The following is a 3,949-nucleotide window of genomic DNA, read 5'->3' on the forward strand; positions in this document are numbered from 1 at the left end:
GACCTGGCCTGAGCCTAGGACATGCTGCACGAGTCCTCGCTGCTGCACGACGATATCTGTGACGGTTCCCTGCTGCGCCGCGGCGCGCCCTCGGTGCCCGCCGCGTTCGGCGTCCGCATCGCCGCCAGGGCGGGATTCCACATGGCAGGCGCCGCGATGCAGGTGGTCGCCCAGGTGCTGGCCGACAACCCGGGAGTGTTCGCCGGGATCGGCGAGGCGCCCGGCGTGACCTATGCCGACCGGCTGTCGGACCTGTCGTTCGGCCAGCTCATCGAGACCTTGCCGCCCGCGGTCGACGCGACCGCGCTGCGCCGCCACTACGAACTCGTGGCAGGCGCGAAGACCGGCACGCTGTTCCGGCTGTCGTGCTCCTACGGCGGCACGGCAGGCGGCGCCGACCACGACCGGCTACAGGCCCTGATGCAGTACGCCGACCAGCTCGCGCTCGCGTTCCAGATCATGGACGACGTCCGCGACATCGAGGGCGGCCCCGAGCTGGGCAAGGACGCCTGCGGCGATCTGGACCGGCGGGTACCGACTTGGCCGGTCATCGAATGGCTGGCGCTGCGGCCCGGTGCGCGCGACATGTGGCTCTCCGCGGACACTTCCAGCGCCACGCTGCAGACCGACCTGGTCGAGAGCGGGGCCACCCAGGCCGCGCGCGTCGTCGCGGTGCAGGCCACCGAGACCGCCGGCGCGGCCCTGGACATCTTCCCGTCCACGCCCGCGCGCGCGGACCTCCGCGAACTCTTGCAGCAGGTGATCAACCGATGAGACAGACCAGAATCGGCACCCTGGCCTACGGCCTGCGCCACCTGCGGCGCGCACCGGACATGGCCGCGCTGCGCGCCGCGTCCTCGCCCGGGGAGCTGGCCCGGCTGGCGCTGATCCCGGCGGGCCGCAACCTCGGGATCTCGGTGAGTTTCCTGTCCGCGCACCTGCGCGCCGAGGCGACCGCCGCCCTGCTGGCCTGCCGGGTGCTCGACGCCTTCGAGGACCTCAGCGATCGCGCGGTCGCGAGCAGTGCCGTGCTGTCGGCCGCCGACTACCTCACCGGCACCACCGACACGCCGCCGCCCGCCTTGCCCGCCGTCGCCGCGGAAGCTCGCGACAGCGAAGCCGTCGACCGGCTGCTCGCCGAGCGCATCGGCGATATCAGGGCGCTGCTGTCGGCGCTGTCGGCGGAGGGCCGCCGGCGGGTCGGCGCGGTGATCGTCGACGTGGCCGGTGTCATGGCCCGCAATATCGACGCGCCACTGTCCCGGGTCGCCTACAGCGAAGGCGTGCTCGGGCGGGTCACCCACTACGCGTGCGCGCTGGTCGCCGAAGACGTGCTCTCGGAAGCGGATCTGCGCGAACTGACCGGCTGCGTCGCGGTGATCGCCCAGTCCGCGAACGACCTGCGTGACAACGAGTTCGAGATCTACGGCGTCGCCGACCGCGAGGAACTGAAGCGGATGGTGATGCTGCAGCTGCTGGCGCCGGCGCTGGGCGGCTTCGCCCTGCTCGCCCGACTCGGCCCCGGTACGCCGAGTCGCGGTGCGCGCGCGGCGATGGCGTACATGACCATCACCACGACGGCGTTCCTGTGCTCGGTCGTCGACGCGCCGTCGCCCTACCGGCGCAAAGTCGGCGCCGCGCTGCTCGCGGCGTCGTCGGCTACCTACTGGAACAAGATGCTCGACCGGGTGCGCCGCACCGCCGACCTGGCGATTCACCGGATGCTCGACGCCTCACCGGATTTCGCCGACGGCGCGAATCAGGCGACGGAGGTGCTCGGCGCGGGCGACCCGCGATCGATGCCGACGTCGCTGGTCCCGCTGATCGTCGACACCACCTTCGCGCTCGTGCAGACCCTGCCGGAGGGACCGCTGACCGGCGAGCTCCCCGACGCCGAAGTGCGCACCATGATGATCGCCGATCACCTGGCCTTCGGCGCCATGGAACGGGTGCCACCGCACGAACCCGAGGCGCTGCAGTCGCTCGCCACGAGACTCCAACTCGCTGCCCTCGACACCAGCACCCGAGGGAGCCGCCCATGAGCATCGTCACCAGACCCGCGCTCACCGTCCTGGACACCACTAGCGAAGGAGCTCTCCCATGAGCACCGGAACGCCCGTCGCGCCGGAATACACCCCGTTCAGCAAGCGCGTGCTCAAGCTCGAGCACGCCTCTAATGTCGGCCCGCTGCTGCACATCGCGCTGTGGATCGGCATGCTGGCACTCGGCCTGTTCGTCCCGATCGCCACGAGCTGGTACATCGCGGTCCCGCTGATCATCGTGCTGTCGCTGCTGAACCTCTCGCTGACCATCGGTGTGATGCACATGCACACCCACCGGCCGCTGTTCGTGTCGAAGTTCCCGAACCGGGTCGTCGACTTCCTGTGCTGTCTGCCCGGCAATCTGACCGCGGCCGAGATGCGCGAGGTCCACGTCCTCAACCATCACCGGTTCAACGACGGGCCCGGTGACGTCACCTCCACAGCCAGGATGGAGAAGGGCCTCGGCGCCATCTGGTATTGGGTCCGCTACGGCGTGATCGTCAAGATCCACACGATGCGTACGATCTTCGCGGCCGACCCGGCGCCGCGCCGCCGCAAGACCCGCCACCAGTTCCTGCTCGACATGGCGCTCTACGCCGTGGTCATCGGAACCGTCTGGTACCTGGTCGATTTCGATCGCTTCGTACTGTTCTACTGGGTGCCGTTCCTGATCACCCAGGTCAACGCGGGCTACTTCGCCTGGCTGAGCCACGCGCCGGCCAAGGGCTTCGAGGACGACCCGAGCACCTCGCTCAACAACGCGGGCAACATCCTGAACTTCCTGATCTTCAACCAGGGCTACCACAGCGTGCACCACCGCTACCCCGGTATCCACTGGAGCCAGATCCCGGACAAGCTCGACTACATGCGTGATGTCGACCCCGGCGTCATCGTCCCCTATTGGATGGTGGCCCAGTCGGGCTGGCGCCTGTTCTGGCCCGGCGGCTTCCTCAACGAGCGCTACGGCACCAAGTGGAAGGCCAGGCTGGAGCAGCGCATCGAAGAGGGGACCGTGCGTTCGCGGTACCTGCCGTGGTTCGCATGGATCTGATCACGCCGACTCCCACCCAGGCGCGGGACGTGCTGACGAGCCGTGCGCGGCTCGTCCCGTTCCTGTTCTCCTTCGCCGTCTACGGCGTCGCCGGCATCACCGTGCCGCTGATGCTGCTGTTCGCCGGCGGCTGGTTCCTGCCCAAGACGATCGACAAGGGCCCGCACCTGTCGACCGTCCCGGCGCTCGTCGTCGACGTGCTGCTGCTGGCGCTGTTCGGCCTGCAGCACTCGGGCATGGCCAGGCCCGCGTTCAAGGCGTTCGTCACCCGCTGGGTGCCCGAAGCGCTGGAGCGGACCGTGTACATCGTGATGGTGTGCCTGGTCATGTGGGTGATCATGCTGGCCTGGCAGCCGATTCCGGCGGTGCTCTGGTCGGCCGATGGCACCGCGGGGCTGGTGCTCGACGCCGGGTTCTGGCTCGGCTTCGTGCTCGTCTACGCGGCGACGCTGCTGCTGAACCACTTCCACCTGCTCGGCATCAGCCAGGCCTACCGCGAGTACGTCATCCAGGTTCCCGACGCGACCGTCGATCGGCTCCAGGTGAACGGGGTCTACCGCCTCGTGCGCCATCCGCTGATGACCGGCCTGCTGGTCTCGTTCTGGTTCGCCGGCACGTTCACCGTCGGGCACCTGGTGTGGGCACTCGGGTTGACCGGTTACATCCTGCTTGGCACCTACCTGGAGGAACGCGACCTGATCGCGCGCTTCGGTGCGTCCTACCGCGCCTACGCCGCGCAGGTTCCCGCCTTCTTCCCGTCCGTGCTCCGCATCTTCGGCCGATCGACTCGGCAGCCGTAAAGGCATGCCGCCCGGCGTGTTTCCCGTCAGGGGACGCGCCGGGCGGGGCCTGCCCG

The 3,949-nt window shown here is 69.3% G+C and carries 4 protein-coding genes; all 4 read left to right on the top strand.

The features are described from left to right. Positions 1-21: 21 nt before the first annotated feature. From ACFWPJ_RS26880 to ACFWPJ_RS26895, 4 genes are read left to right on the top strand one after another with little or no spacing between them, the layout of a single operon-like run. Entirely contained in the window at positions 22-774 is a 753-nt protein-coding gene (locus ACFWPJ_RS26880) for a polyprenyl synthetase family protein (RefSeq protein ID WP_378855387.1), read from the top strand. Beyond that, on the top strand, positions 771-2,042 hold the full coding sequence (locus tag ACFWPJ_RS26885) for a hypothetical protein (RefSeq protein ID WP_378855389.1): 1,272 nt from the start codon (positions 771-773) through the stop codon (positions 2,040-2,042). Before ACFWPJ_RS26880 ends, ACFWPJ_RS26885 begins: the two co-directional genes overlap by 4 nt. 58 nt (positions 2,043-2,100) lie before the next feature. Continuing rightward, entirely contained in the window at positions 2,101-3,093 is a 993-nt protein-coding gene (locus ACFWPJ_RS26890; RefSeq protein ID WP_378855390.1) for a fatty acid desaturase, read from the top strand. Next, positions 3,084-3,893 carry a methyltransferase family protein gene (locus tag ACFWPJ_RS26895; RefSeq protein ID WP_378855392.1) on the top strand — a complete coding sequence of 270 codons (810 nt, stop codon included), beginning with the start codon at positions 3,084-3,086 and terminating at the stop codon, positions 3,891-3,893. Before ACFWPJ_RS26890 ends, ACFWPJ_RS26895 begins: the two co-directional genes overlap by 10 nt. Positions 3,894-3,949: the final 56 nt, after the last annotated feature.

Source organism: Nocardia sp. NPDC058497 (genome assembly GCF_042720195.1).
GTDB lineage: Bacteria > Actinomycetota > Actinomycetes > Mycobacteriales > Mycobacteriaceae > Nocardia.

Coding starts and splice junctions, on each gene's coding strand:
- ACFWPJ_RS26880 (WP_378855387.1), top strand. CDS start 22: ATGCTGCACGAGTCCTCGCTGCTGCACGACGATATCTGTGACGGTTCC.
- ACFWPJ_RS26890 (WP_378855390.1), top strand. CDS start 2,101: ATGAGCACCGGAACGCCCGTCGCGCCGGAATACACCCCGTTCAGCAAG.
- ACFWPJ_RS26895 (WP_378855392.1), top strand. CDS start 3,084: ATGGATCTGATCACGCCGACTCCCACCCAGGCGCGGGACGTGCTGACG.
- ACFWPJ_RS26885 (WP_378855389.1), top strand. CDS start 771: ATGAGACAGACCAGAATCGGCACCCTGGCCTACGGCCTGCGCCACCTG.